Annotated in this window: 12 protein-coding genes and 2 pseudogenes; 9 read left to right on the top strand and 5 right to left on the bottom strand. The window is 64.2% G+C overall.

Features of this window, described 5'->3' with window-relative positions; translation table 11 throughout:
* Nucleotides 1-71: 71 nt before the first annotated feature.
* The 6 genes and pseudogenes from AB0M30_RS24050 (at nt 72) to AB0M30_RS24025 (ending at nt 6,627) form a co-directional block, all read left to right on the top strand.
* On the top strand, nt 72-2,084 hold the full coding sequence (locus AB0M30_RS24050) for a P-loop NTPase fold protein (RefSeq protein ID WP_364587329.1): 2,013 nt from the start codon (nt 72-74) through the stop codon (nt 2,082-2,084).
* 125 nt (nt 2,085-2,209) lie between these two features.
* A complete protein-coding gene (locus AB0M30_RS24045) occupies nt 2,210-2,821 on the top strand; it encodes a hypothetical protein (protein ID WP_364587326.1) in 612 nt (203 codons plus the stop codon).
* Nucleotides 2,818-4,188, top strand: a complete 1,371-nt coding sequence (gene qatC, locus AB0M30_RS24040; protein ID WP_364587324.1) for a Qat anti-phage system QueC-like protein QatC — start codon at nt 2,818-2,820, stop codon at nt 4,186-4,188. Before AB0M30_RS24045 ends, qatC begins: the two co-directional genes overlap by 4 nt.
* The gene (locus tag AB0M30_RS24035) at nt 4,185-4,943 is read left to right on the top strand and encodes a TatD family hydrolase (protein ID WP_364587321.1); all 759 of its coding nucleotides are present in this window, start codon (nt 4,185-4,187) and stop codon (nt 4,941-4,943) included. The genes qatC and AB0M30_RS24035 overlap by 4 nt, the downstream gene beginning before the upstream one ends.
* A pseudogene (locus tag AB0M30_RS24030) lies at nt 4,870-5,543 on the top strand (hypothetical protein). Before AB0M30_RS24035 ends, AB0M30_RS24030 begins: the two are co-directional and overlap by 74 nt.
* Nucleotides 5,518-6,627 (top strand): hypothetical protein, encoded by a 1,110-nt coding sequence (locus AB0M30_RS24025; RefSeq protein WP_364587318.1) that lies wholly within the window; start codon nt 5,518-5,520, stop codon nt 6,625-6,627. The pseudogene AB0M30_RS24030 and the gene AB0M30_RS24025 overlap by 26 nt, the downstream one beginning before the upstream one ends.
* A gap of 411 nt (nt 6,628-7,038) precedes the next feature.
* On the opposite strand, the gene AB0M30_RS24020 is transcribed toward AB0M30_RS24025, so the two are convergent.
* From AB0M30_RS24020 to AB0M30_RS24005, 4 genes are all read right to left on the bottom strand, one after another.
* A complete protein-coding gene (locus AB0M30_RS24020; RefSeq protein ID WP_364587316.1) occupies nt 7,039-10,227 on the bottom strand; it encodes a hypothetical protein in 3,189 nt (1,062 codons plus the stop codon).
* On the bottom strand, nt 10,224-11,594 hold the full coding sequence (locus tag AB0M30_RS24015) for a hypothetical protein (protein WP_364587313.1): 1,371 nt from the start codon (nt 11,592-11,594) through the stop codon (nt 10,224-10,226). The genes AB0M30_RS24020 and AB0M30_RS24015 overlap by 4 nt, the downstream gene beginning before the upstream one ends.
* Nucleotides 11,584-12,969: a hypothetical protein gene (locus tag AB0M30_RS24010; RefSeq protein ID WP_364587310.1), complete on the bottom strand. Its 1,386-nt coding sequence runs from the start codon at nt 12,967-12,969 to the stop codon at nt 11,584-11,586. The genes AB0M30_RS24015 and AB0M30_RS24010 overlap by 11 nt, the downstream gene beginning before the upstream one ends.
* Nucleotides 12,970-13,040: 71 nt before the next feature.
* Nucleotides 13,041-14,657, bottom strand: coding sequence for a Wadjet anti-phage system protein JetD domain-containing protein (locus AB0M30_RS24005; protein ID WP_364587307.1), 1,617 nt, complete (start codon nt 14,655-14,657; stop codon nt 13,041-13,043).
* 425 nt (nt 14,658-15,082) lie between these two features.
* Here AB0M30_RS24005 and AB0M30_RS24000 point away from each other — a divergent pair, with 425 nt between their 5' ends.
* The 3 genes and pseudogenes from AB0M30_RS24000 to AB0M30_RS23990 all read left to right on the top strand — a co-directional run bounded on the left by AB0M30_RS24000 (nt 15,083) and on the right by AB0M30_RS23990 (nt 18,824).
* Complete coding sequence (locus AB0M30_RS24000; protein WP_364587304.1) at nt 15,083-15,232, top strand: hypothetical protein; 150 nt, start codon at nt 15,083-15,085, stop codon at nt 15,230-15,232.
* Between the two features lie 225 nt (nt 15,233-15,457).
* Entirely contained in the window at nt 15,458-17,956 is a 2,499-nt protein-coding gene (locus tag AB0M30_RS23995; protein WP_364587301.1) for a DEAD/DEAH box helicase, read from the top strand.
* A 287-nt stretch (nt 17,957-18,243) separates the two neighbouring features.
* Nucleotides 18,244-18,824 (top strand): annotated as a pseudogene (locus tag AB0M30_RS23990) (TIGR02391 family protein).
* Nucleotides 18,825-18,845: 21 nt separating this feature from the next.
* Here the strand turns inward: AB0M30_RS23990 and AB0M30_RS23985 are convergent.
* Nucleotides 18,846-19,931: a hypothetical protein gene (locus AB0M30_RS23985; RefSeq protein ID WP_364587298.1), complete on the bottom strand. Its 1,086-nt coding sequence runs from the start codon at nt 19,929-19,931 to the stop codon at nt 18,846-18,848.
* Nucleotides 19,932-19,955 lie beyond the last annotated feature (24 nt).

Genomic DNA, 19,955 nt, shown 5'->3' with positions numbered 1-19,955 from the left:
CGATGTTCGCCTTCGGCCGGCGGCCACCGAGGAGCGGATAGTCAAGATGCCGCGTCGAACGGAGCAGGGCAATGTGGGCGGACAACGAAACCGAGGTGGATCTTCTCGGCTTCGACTTCCTGGTGGACACCCTGTTCGTGGCGCTCACCGAGCCGCGGCTGCTCCCGCTGACGGTGGGTCTCCTGGGTGACTGGGGCTCTGGGAAGAGCAGCCTGATGCGGATCACCCGGCAGGAGCTTCTGAAGATCCGTGACGGCGAAGAGTTGCCGTCACGGTATGTGTGCGTCGAGTTCAGTCCCTGGCAGTACGAGGACTACGACGACGTCAAGGTCGCGCTGATGACGACCGTGCTCGACGCGGTCGGCCAACGAGTCGCCCCCGACGAGCAGGAACAGGTGTCCAGGCTCCGTAGGTTTGCCCAGGGCCTTGGCCGGTGGGGGCGCAGGAGCGGACGGGTCGCGGTAGCCGGCGCCCAGACCGCGGCTCCCTTGGTGATCCAGGCGATGGATCCGAGCATTGACCCGCAGGTCGTGGACGTGACGAAGGTCGTGGTGAACGCCGCTGCGAGCGAGGCCAACAAGTTGCTGGAGGATCCCAAGACCAAGCAGGCTACGTCAGGCAACGACACGGCTGAGGCGATCGCGGACGCGGGGCGGTTCCGGGCGGAGTTCGCGAAGGTCGTCGCGACGTTGGAGGACGTGGATGCCGTCGTGGTGTTCATCGACGACCTCGACCGGTGCTTGCCCGAGACCGTGGTGGACACCTTCGAGGCGATTCGGTTGTTCCTCAACACTCCCAAGACCGCGTACGTCCTGGCGGCCAACCAGGCGGTTGTCGAGTCCGCGATCGACTCGCGCTATCCGCAGTTGCGCCGGCCCGACGGCGCTGGGATCGGTGCCGACTACCTGGAGAAGATGCTGCAGCTCAAGGTGGCCATCCCGCCGCTGTCCGCCCCGGAGGCCGACACCTACGTCAACCTGCTGCTGGCCGAACTGCGCCTCAACAACGAACAGTTCGCCAAGGTCCTGGACGAGACCCGCAGCCGCCGCGAAGCCGGGAACCTGCAGGTCGCGTTCAACGTCGGCATAGCCGGGGAGGTCCTCGACAACGTGCCAGCCGACCTGGTGCGCGACCTGAACTGGGCGGCCAGCATCGCCCAGGTACTCGGGGGCGGACTGCGCGGGAACCCCAGGCAGCTCAAACGATTCCTCAACAACCTGCTGCTCAAGCACCGCAGCGCGCAGCGCCGGAAGATCGCCCTCGACCTGCCGGTGCTAGCCAAGCTCATGGTCCTGGAGGAACAACACTTCAGCGACTTCCAGCGGCTGTTCGATTGGCAACTCACCTCGCCCGGCCCGATCCCGGAGCTGGCGGCTGCGGAGACCATCGCACGGGCCGGAGCGACCACCTCCAAACCGAACGACGAGAAGGACACGCCTCGGCCTGACGAGAGCGACGCCGCCGACGGGCCTTCGGGCGCCCGCCGGACCCCGGCCGGAAAGCGGGGACGGAGGGCCTCCCAACAGCCGCCAGTCGCCGAAGAGGTGCGGGCATGGGCGGACAAGTCGCACGTTCGTGCGTGGCTGGGGTTGGAGCCTCCGCTCGGTGAGTTGGACTTGAGGCCGTACTTCACCTACTCCCGCGACAAACTCGCCTTCGGTGTCGCCGTCACCCGGCTGCCTCCCCACCTGCAGGAACTACTCGCCAGGGTGCAGACTGAGGTCGCCGCAGCGCGGCGACTCGCCTGTGACGAGATCGCAAAGCTGCCTGACGACGAGCGTGCCCAACTCGTGGAAGCGCTGGTGGAAGTACTGACGCGTCGACCAGGCGGACCGGCCTTGGTCGCTGCGCTCGAACTCGCTGAGCGGGCACCCGACACCGTGTCAGCCGTCTGCGACGCTCTCATGCGGATCCCACCTGCGGCCGTCCCACCCGCGCAGGCTGGGAACGCCGTTCGTCGCCTCCCAGCCAATAACCCGACCGTGTCCACGCTGCTGGACCAGTGGGAAAACAGCGATGTGCCCAGTCTGAAGACCATGGTCAAAGCCGCTCGCGAAGCACAACGACTCAGCGGCCGGCGCTGATGGGGACCTCGGCCGATCGCACCGCGGGCAGTGGCGGAGCGTGGACTCCGCTTAAACACGCGACCGCGTCCTACGTGCGCGGGCTGACCTCCGGATCTCCGAGCACCCGCACGTATGCCCAGCGAGTGCTCGCTCGCCACGTCCCCGTGCTGGGTGGAGCTGGCGGTGCCGCAGCCGGCGCACGTGCAGGACGCAGCGGTGTCCAACGCCTCGGCGCCTTGCTCGCTGGAGTCGGTGGAACCGGGCTCGAAAGCACGCTGACCTCGCTGGGACTGGCCACTCTCGTTGGCCGGACCCGGTTCGACGTCCTGGATGAACTGATCACCTTCATCGCGGGAGACGGCGATGACCTGGACTCCCAAGCCGCCCGTGACGCCGCCTGCGACGTGCTGGACGAGGTGTTCGGCGACGCCGACACGTGGACCGAGCTGACCGACACTGCTGAGACGGCCGTCTCGCGGGAAAACCTGCTTACCCTGCTGGAAACGTTCCTCGCCCAGTACGTTTACAACCGGGTTCCGGTCATTGCCGAACGCCTCAGCCGCATTACCGATCCGCACGCCTTGCGCCAGGCCGACGAGGAAATGCGCCAGATCATCCAGGTCCTCGTCTCGCTCCGCATCCCCCACGACCCCTACGCGGTCGACTGGGCCGGCCCCGAGGGACGCCAGATCGCCGAGGACACCGTCCTCATGACATACGAGGCCCTGCAAGGACTGGACGGAGACGCACAGTGACCACATACCTGGTGCGCACGGATCTCACCACCTCGGTAACCGAACCCGACGACGTTCGGCTGCTCGACTGGGCCCCTGCGCGGACCGCAGCCACGATCCAAACCGGCGACACCGGCCCCGAGTTCTTCGCCGGCTGGCGACCGCCCCGGCCAGCTGCCGACCTCCTGTTGCTCGGAGCAGCCGTGTACTGCGCCGACAAGACCACTCGACGGCGCGCCACATCGGACTCCTGGACGAGGGAGCTCAAACTGCGGCTTCCCGTCGAAGACCCTGCTGCCTGGCAGAGCGCCGGCTTTGACGCGGCCCTGCGATTTCTGACCGGCGACCACTGGGAGATCAGCCCCTACGAGTCCGATCGCCACCCGCTCGCTCATGTGGCCGGCGTTCCCGCTGCTGATCGCCCGGTTGGGCTCGACGTGGACGGCGTGTGCCTGTTCTCCGGCGGTCTCGACTCGCTGTGCGGCGTCATCGATCTTCTGGAAGGAGATCCCAGACCGCGGCTGTGTCTGCTGTCCCACCACGAAGGCGGACAGGCATCCACCGCCCAGCAACTGCTCCTCGACGAACTGAACGAACAGTACGGCGCTGAACGCATCGTTTCCCGCCGCCTCTACCTGCGCCCCGCTCCCGCGAACAGCCGCCAGGCACGCGCGCTGCCCAGGCCACGCGAGAACACCACTCGATCTCGGTCGCTACTCTTCCTGTCGGCCGCCCTGGCTCTCGCCGCCGCTGAGGGAACCGAGACACCGGTGTACGTGCCGGAGAACGGCTTCATCGGCATCAACGTGCCCCTCACCCGATCTCGTGTCGGCAGCGCGAGCACCCGAACCACTCACCCGCACTTCATGAACCAACTCGGCGCCGCCGTCACTGCGATCGGCGTGCCGAATCCGGTCCTCAACCCGTACCGACTGCGGACCAAGGGCGAGATGCTCGCCGAATCCCGGAACGCCGAACTGCTGCGCCGGCTGGCGCCGCTCAGCGTCTCCTGCTCGCACCCCGAAACCGCCCGCTATGTCGGCCGCAAGCAAGGAAACTGCGGATACTGTTTCCCCTGCCTGATTCGCCGCAGCTCGCTGGCGCACATCGGATGGGACGACGACGAGTACGCCTACGACGTGTTCGACGAGCACGACATCACGATTCTCCTCAACCGCCGTAGCCGCCGCGGAGCGGACCTGCGGGCCGTGATAGCCGGTGCGTTCGAAGATCGACCGGACCGCGACGTCCTCCGCAACGGCCCGCTCCCGCAAGGCGAACGCGCAGCGTTCACAGGAGTCTGGCGACGGGGACTCGCCGAGCTTCGCGCCTGGCTAGCCCGCGGGGCCCGCGGGGCCCTGACCGAACTGGTGGAACCGCGATCGTGACTACTGCGGCGCTAACTGACACCCACTGCCACATCGACGCCTACGACAACCCCGTCGCGGTCCTAGACGGCGCCCATGCCGCGGGAGTGCACGTGATCGCCGTGACCGAAGACCCCGGAAAGTACCGCCTCCTGCGCACCCGCCTTGGCCGACGTGACGGCGTCGATGTCGCACTGGGCTTTCACCCGCTTCGTGCAGGAGATGCATCCCCCCACGATTTAGCCCGATTTCTTCGACTTCTGCCGCAGGCCACATGGATCGGCGAGATTGGACTCGACTTCTCCCGCGCTGGAGTCGCAACCCGAAAGCAACAGCTTCGTGTGTTCGAGGCCATCTTGGCTGACCCTCAGGTGCGAACTCGACCTGTCACCGTCCACAGCCGGGGCGCTGAGAGGGAGACCATCGCCCGACTCGCGCAGGCGCACGTGCCGGCAATCCTGCACTGGTATACCGGACCGCTGTCCGCCGTCGACGAGGCGCTGACCGCAGAGCTCTGGTTCTCGATCAACCCGGCCATGGTCCGGTCGAAGAAAGCCGTGCCGCTGCTCCAACGGCTTCCGCAGGAACGCGTCCTGCTGGAAACAGACGGCCCCTTCGCTTGCTCCGGGAGCCGCTCAGCCGTTCCTTCCGATCTCCTCGGAACACTCGATCACCTGGCACGGCTCTGGGGCATGTCGACCGATGAAGCGCGAGAGGCGATTGCGCAGAACGAACAGCGACTTCGCTGCACCGCCAGTGAGCCGCCGCCAGCCTGACTTACGACTCCTTGACCGCCTGCGGCCGACTCCCAGGAGGCATACCATCGCCATGGCGAGCCGTATCACCGACGTCACCCGGCGGCGCCTCATCGAGGGTCTCGCCACCACGGCCCGGTACGGGGTGCTCAACGGAGCGGAGTTCCTCGGGCGCCTCTACGACCTCGACACACTGCCCACCACAGATTCCCGGTCCACGAAATTCCCCACGGCGCGCGAGGACATCATCCAGCACTGCATCGCCAACCTGGACTGGCCCGAAGACTGGATCTTCAACGACGAGCGGTTCGGCTTGGCCGACACGACGACGCGCTCCTGCGGTTCCTGGCCGAGATGCTGCACCCAGCGGTCCGGACCAACCTCACCGAATTCGAGCAGTTGCACGACTTCCTCAATCAGACGCTGGTTCACGCCGGCTACGAGATCGTCCAGGTCGCCGCCATCAGCGGCGCGCCCGTCTTCGCCGGCCGCAGGATCGGTGCTGGTGTGCCCGGCTCCATGAAGAACCTGATCTTCGCCGCGGCCGGCCCCAAGTCGCAGATCATGTTCACGCAGAGTTGCAATGAGGAGTGCTGTGGATATACTCAGCGATTGGTATAACTCTCTTGGCGACGCAGTGAACCCCGAAGATGGCAGAATCACGTGGTTGGGTCGTCGCCTCGCAGTTCCGGGCTTGGAGCCTGTTACCGCTAGCGAGATACTTCACGTGGTCCCAAGAGAGAAGATAATTCGTCCAGGTCGAGGGCCTGAGCGATTGCATATGTTCGGTCTTCCTATTCTCAGAGAGAAGTCGGGCTTCGCTCTATGGGAAGCCGAGTTGTCGTCGGCGGTTGCTGGAGTGTTGACATTTGCCACAGGGCGAAGGATAGAGACTTTTGAGGAGATGGCGCTCAAGCCTAAGGAGGGCGACGTCTTTTTCTCTCCGGTGGTCCAACTAATCGACAAGAGACTAGATGCGCCTATTGATGATGGAGTCGACTTAGCTCAAAGCTTTCGGAATATCGTTTTGAAGCTGGTCAAGCTTGAGGAAAAAGAACGGTTAGCCGTGACTGCCGCGCTTCAACTTCACTACGGCGCTTGCATTCTTGCCCCTAGCTCACCGACTACTGCCTACACGTCTGTAGTTGCAGGAATTGAGACTTTGTCCCGAAAGTTTGGAAGCCCTCCAAGTGATTGGTTCGAGTGGGATCTAGCGGCGACTTGGGATAAGTTTGCCCGTGAAGCTGGCCTAACCGAAGACCAACACCTTAGCCTGCGCGCAAAACTAATGAAGGACCGACAAATTAGACTAAAGGAGACCTTCTCTCGGTATGCAAGCTCTCGACTGCCTGAGAGTTTCTACGATGAAGTTTATGTGGATTGGACATACGTCGGGGACGGTGTTGGCGGATGGCAGAATGGATTCGAGGCATGGCGAGAGCCCTTCTCGAATTTTGTCCCTCGCGACCGTGAAGATCTAAGGCAGAGCTTGAAGCGCAGTTACGATCTTCGGTCGGAGTTTGTTCACACGGGACGCAGTTCTATTACATTTCTTACGCCAGGTATTCCATATGACCTGGGAACTTCGAGGGGTATGACTAATGAATCGCGTTACAAAAGCGGCGACCCGTTGTCGTTTGCGATGCTCCGATCGGTTCTTGTCGCTCTGATTAGGGCCGAGTTGAACTCCGCGCCTGTTGGCTAGTGCTGCGTCATGCGACCTTGATCGGGTAATGGGGCCAAGCCGTAATAGCAGATTACGGCGGTGTAGCCAACGACGATCGACCCAACCGATGAGCGACGTTCGAGGTGGTCTGTAGATCAGGCTGCAAGGGGTTGCCCTTCTCTGCGTCACGCGGTGAACGGCTCAGCCGTTGATCGCCCCTCAATAGGTTCCTGTTACTCGGAGCGCACGGCCTTGACCAGTCGCCGCGCCGGAGTCGCGCCTATGCCTAACTGAACACGACGGGTTTCGCCGAAATCGGCTTCTGGTGCGCGGCACGATGCGTGGTTGGCCGGTGAGCCATGCGCTCGACAGCCCCGTTCACGACATGGGAAGGTTACAACCTTCCCAGTCACGTCTGGTGCTCACTGCCATTTGGGTCTGACTGGCGCGCTAGATTGGGTTACGGCCCTCGGTAAGGGCCTCGGCAGTGAGTTCGACGCGGCTTCCGTTCGGGTCGAAGCCGAACATCCGCGTCGGACGGTTCAGGGGTGCGGATTTCGAGGGATAGTGGAAGTAGAGAACCTCGCCACAGTAGGGGCGCGCCTCTGTCATGATTGCGTCTTGACAGGTCGCCAGAATGGTGATGCCGTGAGCTTTGGCCACGGTCGCAATAGCGTCAAGGACCTCGCGCCGATGTTCTGCTCCGAGCGAATCTGCGAGTTCATCAAGAATGAGTACCCGTCCACGCGGGTGAGGCGCGGCGAGCAGAGCCGCAAGGACAAGGTGGATCGAAAACAGCTTCTCCTGTGCCGTGTTGGTAACATTGTCGTAGGGAAGCAGGGGGCCACCCGGATTCCTGCGCCACCGCGGGGTAACGCGGCATGTCCAGTCTTGGTCCGGCGCACCGGGAGGAATTACGTCGTAGGCAAGTTGAGCACCGATACCGCCTGAACCTCGGTTGAGGTTGTCAAGTGCCGCGCTGATTCCGTCAAGGGCACTGGCCGCGCGCTGGGTGATCGCTTCCTGCGTCTGGTTCAACGCGTCCTGAAGCTGTCTCGTCTGGGAGGTGACGAATTCAGTAGTCGCCGCTCGGTTAGCTCTGGCCGTATGAACTTGTTCGTGCGCGGTTCGATCCCGATCGTCATCGTCATCGAGCCACGCCTGTAGATTGGCCAACGTCGTCTCGAACAGGTCGCCCGCCGGATCCTCCTCTCCGGCCTCGCGTGCCTTCAGGTACAAGTCAGCCGCAAGACGAAGTTCTGACGGTGGGCCTCCTACTCCTTCTGCGTGGTATTCGAACGCTGATAGCGCCGTTGCTAGCTGCGTGCGCGCAGCTTCCGCCAGCGTGATGGCTCGGCGGCGCTCGACCGTGACCAATTCTGCCGAGATTGGAGGAGCTGTGGCCTCCTCGCTCAGTCGATCCGGCATTGCCGATTCCGGCACTCCTGGCGGCCAGCCTAGCTCGGTACGTGCGGCATCCCTGCCTCGACCCCAGGCGGCCAGCACCGCGTCTTCTGGTCGAGCCGCTTGCGTCAGCCGCTCGATCTCCGCGTCTTTCTTACCAAGGCGATCGCGTGTTCCGCGAATGGTGTCGCCGAGGCGATTGAAGTTGCTGTCCCGGTCGGCTAGAACACGTTTCGCGGTCTCGTGGGATTTCCAGGCTTCGTCGCGCTTTTGTTCAAGCGGAGGAAGGACCTCGCTCCGGTGATCGGCGAGTAGTTTCTCTTGTTCAGTCACTTTGGGTGCAAGCGTGGCGACGCGTTCGGCCGCCTCTGCTCTGGTTGCGGTGGCGGTAGCCAGTTCGAGTTTCGTACCCAGGGTTGCCATGTGTCGGGCCAGTGAGCTTAGGCGCTCGCGAGCCTGGTGCATGCGGTTGCCAAGATGTTTCCGCAGATCCTCCCCACCAATAACGGGGTCGTCGAACCCACCTACAACATGGACCCCGGTAGACGGGTCTATGGCGTGTGGCACCGGAACGTCAGTTGCTTCCTGCGTGGCCAATGCGCGCAGAAGGGGAACTGCTTCCGCGGGCGCGTACAGGATCCCTTCAGGCAACGATGTGACGACGTTCGTACTGTCGATATCGTCTTGCTGCGTTGGTAAGGTGTTCGACGAAACTAGGATTGCACCCGGAGCGTCGGCCAAGATACGGAGTGCGTCTGGCAAGTGTGGTGTTGCGACACATACGGCGTCACGCCATGGCGCGAGTCGCGCCTCCCACATCGGGCGCGTTTCGGGTGCCAGACGAGTGACCTCAGCGAGAGATTCTGAGTGGATGTCCTCGGCAGCTAGAGTTCGAATGATCTGGCCGGCGAAGCCGAATTGCCCGTCGCGCGCGTGTTCGAGGTCCTCTTCGAGCTGTCGTACTTTGGTTTTCATCTCCTCGTGCGATTTGCTTGTTTCTTCATGTTCCTTGGCCAGGTCGTCACGTTTGGTCGCGCACTCGGCGGCGGTGCCGTTTCGACTGGTGTCGTGGCCTGCGGCTGCGGCCCGGCTCTCGCGCAGTTGGCGTTCGAGGTCGTTGAGGGTGTATTCGAGTGCCCCCTCGGTACGGACGGCCATGTCGTATGCCGCTTTGTGCGTGGACAGTTCTTGTGCCGCGTCGGCGACGGCTTTCCGTAGCGTGGCGGGTTTGCGCAGTGCTTCCTGATCTTGTAGGTGCTGTTGGAGCTCGGCATAGATTTTGTTGCGATCTGGTTCGGCCTGCGAGAGAAGGGCGGCGGCTGATTCGGCCTTGGCGTAGGTGTCAAGGACGGCCCTCGCACGGTATGCCCGCCATTGGCCGGTGGCGCCCTTTGCCTGTCTGCGGAGCCGATTCCGGGCCTCCACCTGGCGGAGGATCTCGTCCTCACGTGCGGTGTGTTCTTTGTCGCGCTCAATGTGTTTGGCGAGCTCGGTCTGTTTCGCCGAGAGGTCTCGACGGTCCTGTTGGTCCCTGTCGAACAGTGTGGCTCGACCGGTTAGGGCGATCAAGGCGTCACCGATTTGCTCAGGAGTAAAGGTTCCAGCATCGAGTTTGAGTAGGGACGGTCGGGAACGGACCCGGCCGCGGCTGGCGACGTATGCGAGAACGCGAGGGCTTCGTCCGTACAGGCGATGGGCATATTCAGTGCTGCCGAGCGGCTCCACCCCCAACGACCGGCAGATTCTGGGTGCGGCTTCATGGCGCTCTCGATCATCGACGCCGCGCGCGAGATGTACACCTTGTACGTGACGGACCTGCAGGTGAGGCCGTCCCGACGAGATCTTCATCCATACGGTGTGTGCCGTGGTCGACACATCCTGGGGCTCTGCGAACACGCCAACGATGTAGCCCTCGGTCGCAGCATTCAGGCCGACTGTGACGCCGGCTGTAATCGGCTCGAACAGCAGAGCTTCCACGCTGGCGGCACCGGTGCCGGCGACTCGCCACTCCGGGTCGCCCAAGAGCAGAGAAACTGCGGACAGGAAGCTGGTTTTGCCCGACTCGTTTGAATCAACCGGGCCCATCCCTGTCACGGCGACGAAGGTTTCCGGTATGAGACGGACGGGGTGCGCTGTAAGCCTGGCGATATCCAACGTCTGCACGGCAACGAGTTGGCGAGTACCGATGATGCCTAGTCGTTCGGTAGGCATGCCAGGTATTGGATCGGTGGTCATGTCTGGTCCTTACCTGCTGCATCAACGGACGGGAACCCGTGGTGTGTTGCCGTGGCCGCATCGTGGCGCCGGCTCCGAATCTTCTCGGCCATGTAGCCGTTGGGCCGTCCCAGGATTACTAGGTCCTCCCACAGTGCCTCCCGGGCAGCCGGACTGAGCCGGGCGAGCGCGGACCCGGGCACATAGCCGCCGGAGGACGTGGTCGTGACGTAGCCCGCGGCGCGCAGCCCCCGAAGAGCGTCGGTGATGGCGGTGCGAGATAGCCGTCGGTTTGCGTCGAGTTCGTCAAGGGTGGTCGGATGATCGGTGCCAGTCCATCCGCCGTGGTGGTGGCGGCCCTGAGCGCGTGGAATCGCCACGGTGCGTAGCAGAATCAACGCGAGTACCGCCCGTTGCATGTGAGTAAGTGTGCCGGTCTGTTCCGCCGCGAGGGCTTGCGCGATGTGGTCAACGTAGCCCGTCGTCCAGCCACCATCCGGTGTCGAGATCAACGTACGGCCGCAGCCGGCTAGGGCCTCCTCGGTCGCCCGCCGGATGGCGGGATCTGCCAATGCGGGCAGATCCGAGCGGGAGACAGGGCGTTGAGCAATCTCAAGGGCGGTGACGGCCGCGCGGACCGTCGTTTCGATGGGACCGGCTGGGTCGGCACACGGGCCGGGCAGCCTGCGGGCGGTCAACGGCTCTTCTTGTTCATCGCTCTCCCGAGCGGTCCTGTCCTCAACGGAGGTGGATCTGTCAAGAGCGGCGTGCGGTAGACGATCGTGAACTCGGCGAAGGGCGGACCAAACGGCGCTCGGCAGCGCTGCCGCGGCGGGGCCCAGCCGTCCGCTTGCTGCTGAGAAGGTGATCAATCCCGCTTGCGGAAGCGTGCGGTCGAGTGCGGTAACGACGTTGGGCAGGTAGGCGCCCAGGTCCACGCAGGTCTGCAGGATGTGCGTGCGGCGGAACGGCTGGCCAGGGTAGGGTTCGGCTGCCGCGTGGGGCCAGGCTGCGGCCAAACAGACGCCCCATACCAAGTACGGTATCGGGGACAGACGGCTGGGTGGCGCGGATGGATGTTGGTCGGGGTCAGGTCCTGCGCCGTCGGCCCAGCCGAGTACCAGTCTCCGCCTCGCGTCAGAGCGCCGGCTGATTTCAATCAGCCGGCGGTCCACCTGCGTTGCAGCGGCCGAGGCGGACATCAAGGCATCAGCTGAGGCCGTTGCTGGTGCATGTCCAACAGCCCGAATCTGCGCGAGGATCAGTGCGCCACCGATCGTAGATCTGGATGGACGGATACCCAGGGTTTCCTGCACTGCGTCCAGGTCTACTGGCTGCACCTGCGGTGCGGCCGACGCGGTGAACTCGTCATCGAACTCATCGGTCACGGTTTTCTCCGAGTTCTTCCGCGTCGCCCGAAGTGAAACCGCTCTCCGGTATTACAAGATCCGTGCGGATGAGGCGTGCGGGGTGCAGGTACGTTACTGGTGCTGCGGAATCGACCATAAGCCACTCGGCAAGGTCGAGAACGAACGGCTCTCTTGGATCGGCGTCGAGGGCAAGCGCATCAACAACAATCTGTACGGCTGTATCCCAGCTGACCTGCATGTGCGGTGTGAGGTCGACTTCTCGCTCGCCAGCGAGGAGAGCCTCCAGTCCAAGCCGACGATGACGGCGGGCGGCCTCGTCTGCTACCTCGACAGCTGCGAGCGGATCCGGATCATCAGGAGGTGCCACGGATTCGGGTGGGCGGACACGGGTCCGTGACCGGGGCTGGTACTGCTCTATCGCCTCGATCAGCGCTTCAGGGTCTACGTAGGTGCTGGGCGCATCGAATATCAAACTTGTTCCTACCTCAGCGAGCTGGTCGACGCTAGCGGTCAACGCGGCCGTCTCGTACTCAGCCGGGGTTAACACGTCGAAGTTGAGGCCGGCCCCGCCCTGGGCCAACACCTTACCGATCGCTGAACGCACCTGGGAGCGATAGAACTGCTCCGCCTCGATCAGCGCGGTACCTGCCTCCTCCAGCTCATATCGCCCGGCGAACCGGGCCGTCACCAACTGGTTCAGCTCGGCGACCTGGCGGGTGAAGCTGCTGTGGTCATGTTGTCGCCCCGCCTCAATCAGTTCGGCGGCGGTACCGGACGCGACCCGCCGCTGCAAGTCCAACGCAAAGACCATGAGGGCATGCCGACACGAATTCAAATGCGCCAGGATCCGGACAGGGTCGGGATTCCGCAGTTGTAGCGCAGACCGCGTCCGGTCTAGAAGCAAGATGAGCTCGTCGACGCCGCCGCGTTCAGTAACGCGGGCCGCAGCAAGTGCGCCCGCCAGCCCGGCTGGCCGCACCACGTACCGTCCCTGATGCAGTTTCGGCAGGTACGGCTCAAGAAAGCCCATCCGATGAAGGTGCTCAAGCCGAGCTTCGATAACCGCCAACGGGCGCCGAATCCCGAGATGTCGAAGCCCTTCCTTCAGCTGGGCAAAACTCAAACCGCTACGGCTCTGATGATCAGCGAATATGGCGAGAATATGAACAGCCAGCTGAACGAGCTCGGGGTCCTCAACAACGGCACCTGCGTTGGCGGCCAAGGGGGCCGCAAAAGCCCTCCACGTCGCCAGCCGCTCAGCCACGGCGAGTTGCTCGTGCTGAACATCCATGAGGCTCAACTGCTCGATGTGCGCACCGGCGTCGTGGTCCGGCTCAACCGTCAAGTCGTCTGAACCGTCGACTGGCTCAAACGGCACCTCGCTGTCCTGCACTGCTGCACACCCCTCTCCGAGGCATCCAACGTGAACAACTGCTGACAGTTTGCCCTTTCCGAGACGATGTGCTAACGGCTGAGGCCGCGTGTCGCGGCGGGTTCCCCAGATTCGTCAGGGCGGACTATCGCTGCCAGAGTCTCGGCAAGGTGTGGCAGTACCAGATCCTGAATCGCCTCCTGTTCGCACGAACCACCATACGTGGCGATCTCTTGAGCCAGCGCTCGCAGAGACTCGGGACCTTTGGTAGCCAGCCTGGTTGCGAGAGCCTTGTCTCGTGTGATCTGCTCGGGCTTCTGCCGACGGTGAGGGGTAGACCGCCACAGGTCTAGCCCCATGCCGACTGGGCGAATGGGACGCTGCAGCTTTCGGGCAAGGACGTCGATGATGCCGATACCGTCTGCGTCCAGATCACACCAAGCAACCACCGGACGCGGCGCTAGATACGATAGCAAAGCCACGACACCGTCACTTATATGTCCCTTTCCCCAGACACACAGCCATCGTTCAACTATCTCGGGGATCCTGCAAATCTGCTCGAACGTATCGGAATTCTCCACAAGCAGGATGCCGTCGGCCGTGCAACGTACAATTCCGGCAGCATGAAGTCCCTTGGCTGGCAACGAAATCCACGGTTCTGCCACGCCCGCGTCGGCGGCAACTCGACCCAGTCGCCAGACAAGTGGACCACGCACCCTCACGTCGGTATCGGCCTGCGACACCGCCTGGTCGAAACTGATGCCCAGTAAGTTCGAGAACGCAAGCTCCCGCTCAGCAGTCCATCCTTTCGAGTTTCGAAACGCTTTGGAAGCTAACCCTTTTGCCGTCAACGGCTCTCCGCCAGCATGTCGATGTGGCCACCAGACTGCGGCGGCACGGATGACGTTCTCGTAAACGCTCCACGCCTCTGTGCCGGTGGCGCTGCCCTTCGGCACCCGTAGCGGTGAACCCGGAAGGTATGCGGACAACAGCGCGCGTTCGCCGCGCAACTCATCGACCTGCGTCATCATCTGTACCAATTCAGCACGAAGCGCATCAGGGTTTGGACGCCCGCGAAGATCATTCAGAAGGTCCGCGTGCTGCAACGACCATGCATGCGATCGACGCCAGTCGATCGGCTGCGCGAGGTCGAGGTTCTCGTCCGTGCCACAGCGGAGAACCACGCCCCCGCATCGCACGAGTGTGATCGCCATATCCCAAGCCCGTTCCGCCCCGAAGAAGTTCTTAACGGTTGACCATTCCCGACGGCCAGCTTCCAGAGCGAAGATCAATTCGCGGGCTGCCAGATGCGCCGGCGGATTGTAAGCACTGGTCGGCCCATCTGAAATCAGATCCACATCGCCGATCTTCAGTCGACGGCGGCGATCCCGAGGTGCCCTCGCCTCGCCATCTCGGCGTACCGGCACCGACACGGCAATCACGCCGCTCGGAAGATCGCCCACCGGAACCCGCACCCGGCCGTCACGTTCACCGAGCAAGAGTTGGACGTGCGCTAGCCCGGTTCCGTGCAGGTCGGTGCTGTCGCCGTCGCTGCCAGTTGCGGCCATGTTCCGGTCGCCACCAGGGGGACCGGCAGTCACCGCGTCGGGGCGTTCGGCGAGAAGTTGGCTGCGTGCGGTCGAGTACGACTCGCCGGTCTTGGCCATTCGGGCTCGCACGCGCTGCTTGAAGTCAGCCTGCTTAGTCATGGTGTCTCCCGCGACCCTCCGCGGATCCCCCAGCGACCGGTGCGGCGAGTGCACCATCGACAACGAAGCTCCGGCCGAGAGGTGGGCCTCCCTTTGCCTCCGTGGGTAACCCAGCTGGGGCGGGTCGCCGGAGGTTCGGCGCGGACGGGCGCCGCCTGGCATTTTACCGCGCCTGGTGACCGAACACACATGCGCTAGGTCAGCTGGGTGATTCGGGCGGCGTCACGACGATCTTGGACTTGCTTCCCATGCAGGTCAGCGGTACGGCACAAGCCGAGGCCATTCGCCGAGCCAGTTCGCGAAGCCTTCGTCGTGTTCGGGTTCGGCCTTGCCGTCAGTCGGCGCGCCGGCCGGCGCGCGATGGCCCGCGCGAGCGGCAGGCCACCGTCCATGATCACGCTGCCGCTGTCACGGCGGAACCACTGTTGTCGGATCCGACTTGGGCCTTGGCCTGCTCGCCCGAGGCACGCGCCTGGGCTTCGCTGCGCGGCGGCGCCGAGCTCACCGAAGGCCCAGCCACGGACAAGCTCCTCGCCGCGTTCTTCGACCGGCTCGCCGACCGCTACGCGAGTTAGTTAGCCCCCAAGCCTTATCCGCATGGCCCGTCCAAGAGTGGGACCCCGCGGAACGCTAGTATTGACAGCTCCGATGCAGGTCAAAGTGCAATCGTTGCAGGCAGGGACCTCCCGCTGAAGTACACCCGAATGGGTACTGAGGGTGCTCGGTAGAAACGCTGGCCGGAACGATGACGACCAGGACAACACGGACACCGACGTGCGCGACCGCGCAGGGGGCTGATGATGGCGGGACTCGACTTCGGCAAGTTGACCAAGCGATCGGTCGTGGACTCCGCCACCGAACCGCGGCGCATCTTCGCCGCGCTGCCAGCGCGCGACCCGAAGTACGCCCGACCGTGGGACGTGCAGACGCAGGTGTGGGACCGCTGGCACGAGCGGCGCACCGAATCCGACCTGCTGGTCAAGATGAACACCGGCGGCGGAAAGACGGTCGTGGGGCTGATGATGCTTAAGAGTTGCCTCAACGAGGGGGCCGGTCCGGCCGTCTACATCACCCCCGACATCTACCTCGCCGACCAGGTCCGGGTCGAAGCCAAGGCCCTGGGCATCGAGACAACCGACGATCCCCGCTCAGGTCGCTTCCAAACCGGGAAGGCCATCCTCGTTACATACGTGCACAAAGTGATCAACGGCTTGTCCGTGTTCGGCGTCGTGGGCGACACCCGGCAGCACATCGAGATGGGCTCAGTGCTGGTCGACGACACGCACGCCTGCCTGGCGACCCTGGAAGACCAGTTCACGCTGACCATCCCCCGCGGCCACGCGGCCTACAACGCACTGGCCAACCTGTTCGATGATGCGCTGCGGGATCAGTCGCCCTCGGCGCTTCGAGACCTGGCTGAAGACGTCCCCGGTGTCGCGCTGCGCATCCCGTACTGGGCCTGGGCTGACCGTCACGAGAAGGTCCTCAACGCCCTGCACTCGCACCGCGCGAGCGACGAGTTCAAGTTCGTGTGGCCTCTCATCCACGAGGTTCTGCAGCTGTGCGACGTAGCGATCAGCTATGACGAGATCGAGATCAAGCCCCCATGCCCGCCAATCGACCGGATCCCCAGCCTGGCCGCCGCCCAGCGCCGGATCTACCTGACCGCGACCCTGGCCGACGACAGCGTCCTGGTGACGCACTTCGACGCCGCGCCGGCCACGATCGCCACGCCGATCACCCCGCAGACCGCGGACGATCTCGGCGACCGCATGATCCTGACCCCGCTGGAAACCCACCCCGGTACGACCGACGAGGAAGTACGCGACTTCCTGGTCGAGCAGGCCGAGCAGCACAACGTCGTGGTCATCGTGCCGTCCCGCCGCCGAGCCGCGTTCTGGCGCGACGTCGCCGACGCCGAGCACGACAGCAAGACCATCCACGACGGCGTCCGCGCGCTGCGGGACGGACACGTCGGCCTCGTGGTGTTGATCAACAAGTATGACGGCATCGACCTTCCCGGCGACGCCTGCCGCATCCTTGCCCTCGATGGGCTGCCCGAGGCATACAGCGCCTTGGACCGCATCGAAGCCCTCGCGCTGGACGAGAGCGACGCGATGATCACCCGGCAGATCCAGAGGATCGAACAAGGTATGGGCCGCGGCGTGCGGTCCAACGACGACCACTGCGTGGTGCTGCTGCTCGGCTCGAAACTCACCCAACGCCTGCACAAGGCCGGCGGCGCAGCCAAGTTCAGCCCGGCCACCCGAGCCCAGCTGACCCTGTCTGGACAGGTCGCCGACATGCTCCACGGGATGCCGTTCAGTGAACTCGGCAACGTGATCGACCAGTGCCTGGACCGAGATCCCGAGTGGGTCACGGCCAGCCGTGACGTCCTTGACGGCGTCACCTACCCGGCTACCAGCACTATCTCGCCCGTTGCCGTGGCCGAACGGGAGGCGTTCCGCTTGGCTGAGCTCGGCCGCTACCGGGACGCTCACGCGAAAATGCGCGAGGCGATCACTGCTGCCCGCGGCGATCGGCGGCACGAGGGCTGGCTCAAGCAGCGGGCCGCCGGCTATCTGCACTTGGTGGACCCGGCCGCCGCGCTCCAGATGCAGAAGTCCGCGCAGACCGACAATAAGGCGGTGTTGCGTCCGCGCGACGGCGTCGAATACCACCGCTTGAACAGCATCTCCGACCAGGCCCGGCAGGCCGCGGACTACCTGACCGCGCGCTACGACAACGGGAACGACCTGATCGTCGGCGTCGCAGCAGTCCTTGACGACCTCACACCGGACCCGGACCCGGCCAGCGTGCCGAACTTCGAGCAGGCCATGCACGACCTGGGCCTTCACCTCGGGTTTGGCGCACAACGACCTGAGCGCGACACTGGAGAAGGGCCGGACGTGTTGTGGTCCCTGGGCGAGCTGACATATCTGGTCATCGAGTGCAAGAGCGGCAGCACGACGGACGCGATCTGGCGTCACGATGCCGAGCAGCTGTCGCACTCGATGGACTGGTTCGACGAGAAGTACGACCACACCTCCAGCGCGACCCCGGTCCTCATCCACAACACCAACGTGCTGCACAAGCAATCCTCCGCCCGACCTGGGGCCCGAGTGATCACCTTCGCCAAGCTCGCGAAGCTCCGCGAAGCCGTCAGCAAGTACGCCGCAGCCCTGGCAGCCGACAACGCCTACCAGGACGCCGACAAGATCAGTGCCCAGCTGGCGACCTGGGGTCTCAACGGCAAATCCTTCATCCAGAAATGGGGCGTGGCGCCGCGCAAGCCCTGACCGTCCAGGAGACCATGGCGCCGGCAACATGCCGTTGATGAAGGGAAGAACCAGTGGGGCAGCTCCATCCGCCCTGGGACGCGCAGGTCGTCGAAGGTGTCGCCGACGTTCTGGGTGACACCAATACCGGCCTAACCGCCTCCCAGATCGGTCAACTGCTCGCCGAGCTGAACATCCCCGACCCCCTGGAACGCGACACCAAACGAGTGCGGCTTCGCTACGCCCTGCTGTCCAAGCAGCAAAACGACCGCGCGTCCAACTGCGTGATCGCCTTCATCACCCGGTCTATGGCTCCGGTGCGTTATCGGAACGAACCGAGCCTCCGGACGCTGCGCCAGGACGCTCTCAACGAGGTGCTGGTCTACGAGGGACTCCGGGTCAACGACAAGGGGCAGATCCAGCGAGGACCGCTGGCGTCCACCTTGAGCGAGGCCGCTCAGCACGCCAACAACCTGCGCGCAGAGCTTCGCCGCCGCGGCACGCATCCGGACGTTCTGCGCTACTGCACCACCGAACTGCTCCAGAAGAACGCCTTCCACGCCATGCTGGAGGCCACGAAGAGCGTCTTCGACAAGCTCCGTTCCCGGACCGTCTCACCGGCGATGGTGCCGCTCTCGTCGACGCCGCCCTTGCGCTGGGCCGGTCAGGCATCCCGCGGCTGGCCATCAACACCTTGGCCAGTCATACCGACAGGGACGAGCAAACCGGCTGCGCCAACCTGATCAAGGGTCTCTCCGGAATGTTCCGCAATCCTGTGGCGCACGATCCACGCCTGAATCGCACCGTCACCGACGACGAGTTGCTGGAGTTGCTGACGACGCTGTCGATGGTCCATCGCCGCCTCGACAACGCCCAGCTGCAGCCGTAGCCGGCCAGGCGATCTCGTGTGTCAGCCAGTAGCCTTGCGAGGATCAAAATCCTGGTCCGCGCGCTCTTCGTCCTGCGGGTGAACGAGTGTGAGCCCGCGACCGGCCGCCGCGCTGGTGCGCTCTCGCGCTACGGCGACGCCCTGCTCAACCGGCTCCTGATCACGGACGACGACGATGCCGGCGAGCTTCTCGGTAACCCAGCTTGCGGGCGTCCTGCCCGCGAGCAGGTCGTGGACGTAGTCGGGAGGGCGATGCCGCAAGCCACCGAGGACGTGCGCCAGGTAGGGCACGCCGAAGTGTCCACGGTCCGTCGGGAGATGGCTGAACACTGCGTCGTCGACGGTGTCCGCTTCGTCGGAGAGCGCGGCAGAATACTGACCCAGGCGGATCGTGTGGGCCGCTTCCAGCATGACCTTGGCGAGTCGCCGGGCGCCGACCTGCGGACGGCGCATGAACTCGGCGACGTCCGGATGAACCTCTGCCAAGGGATGCAACGGCGGCTGGGGGTGGTTGGGGTCAGCGACGTCCTCAAGCGGCAACGCCCAATGGAACGCCTCAGCCGCGAGGGTGTCGCCTACTCGCGGCATGAGGTAGTGCGGAACGATGCTGGGAACAATGGAGACCCCGGCTCGGTCACGGTCACGGCAGTTGGCGCCTTCGGGGTGTGTCAGGCCGCAGTCGAGACCACTGCGGTACGCAGGCGTACCGCAGTACAGGACGTGTGCAGCCGGGACGTTGAACTCCCTGGACGAGGCGAGGAGCCTGTCAATCTGCGTAGGCTCGGTTTTTCTACGGCGGTATCCGAAGTCGACGTGCCACCCGACGCCGCGGCGTTTCAGGACCTTGGCCTGGGTCAGCAGCCCGAAGCTGGCCCCGGATGTGTCGATCCACCACCACAACCAGTCAGCGCCAACGGTGCTCTCCTGCTGCTTGGTGAATTTCCAGTACCGGACGTCGGGCGCTGCTTCTGCGAGCAGGATGTCCGTCGCCGTCTCCTCTGCCCACATGTCCTCAACCTGGAGCACCTTCGACACGTGTCGGTCGACAGCGAGGCGCCCCCGTTGGAACGCCCGGTACAGATCAGGCTTCCCGTCGCCTACGGTCACGCGCTCACCACCATCCGACACGCC

Source organism: Amycolatopsis sp. NPDC051716 (assembly GCF_040681595.1).
Taxonomy (GTDB): domain Bacteria; phylum Actinomycetota; class Actinomycetes; order Mycobacteriales; family Pseudonocardiaceae; genus Amycolatopsis.
This window is presented reverse-complemented; position numbering and strand designations above follow the sequence as displayed.